The organism is Clavibacter sp. GW821-FHT01D01 (assembly GCF_059422605.1).
Genome location: NZ_JBWKXC010000026.1, coordinates 1 through 814, shown reverse-complemented (window position 1 = coordinate 814; position 814 = coordinate 1). Strand labels below are relative to the sequence as shown.

Below are 814 nucleotides of genomic sequence, written 5' to 3'. Positions count from 1 at the left end.
GCCGCATCTCCCGTGCCCTGGCGCCATGCGGTGACGGCGGCCCAGAGGCTCCCCCACGCGCTACCCAGCAGAAGCGGATACAGCCACCGTGCGAGGTCTCTCATCGGTCCACTCTCCTATCTCGTCCAATCGGGCCGGGACGGCGAGGTCGGGGGCACGTGATGACGCCCCCGACCTCGAGGAACTCAGTCGTTGTTGCGCTGGAACGTCTCGATGACCTTCTTGACCGCCGGTCGGAGGGTGTCCTTGATCGGCTGCGTCAGGGTCTTCTTCGCTGCGGCGCCGATGGCGCCGCCGGGCACGGCTCCGAAGACGCAGTCCACGCCGATGCCGAGGGCGATGTCGGTGGCGCTGTCCACGCCACCGGTGCGCAGGGCGTTCTTGACCTGGTCGGCTCCCTCGCCGAGCATGACGCTGCCGGCGCATCCGATGATGGCGGCTGCCGCCCACACAGGGAGCGCTTGCGTCGACACCTCGCCACCACCGCCGCTGCCGGTGGTCAGCAGGTGCTGGCGGAATGCAGCCGCGTCCGCCGCGGTGATCTCACCCCGCGCTTCTGCCGCCGCTAGCGCAGCCTCCGCCTCGCGCACGATCGCGTCAGCGTCCTCTCTGGTGAGGCCCACTTCCGCGAGCTCGGCTTCGGTCAATGTCGGTGCGCTGGTGGATGCCGGCGCGATGACGGCATTCGTAGCTGTCGGGGCGGCGGATGCCATCGACGTCGACGTCAGCACCAGGCCTCCGGCCAAGAGGACTGCGGTGGGGATGCGATAACGGTGCGCGTTCATCATTCTCCTTCATCGAGTACTGATTGGTG

Annotated in this window: 1 protein-coding gene; it reads right to left on the bottom strand. The window is 68.4% G+C overall.

Annotation, left to right across the window (positions count from 1 at the left end; genetic code table 11):
- Window positions 1–185: 185 nt before the first annotated feature.
- Complete coding sequence (locus AC07VC_RS16215; RefSeq protein WP_494674912.1) at window positions 186–788, bottom strand: hypothetical protein; 603 nt, start codon at window positions 786–788, stop codon at window positions 186–188.
- Between the last annotated feature and the right edge of the window lie 26 nt (window positions 789–814).

Excerpts from the sequence above, each read along its gene's own strand:
- AC07VC_RS16215 (WP_494674912.1), bottom strand. The coding sequence starts at position 788 with ATGATGAACGCGCACCGTTATCGCATCCCCACCGCAGTCCTCTTGGCC.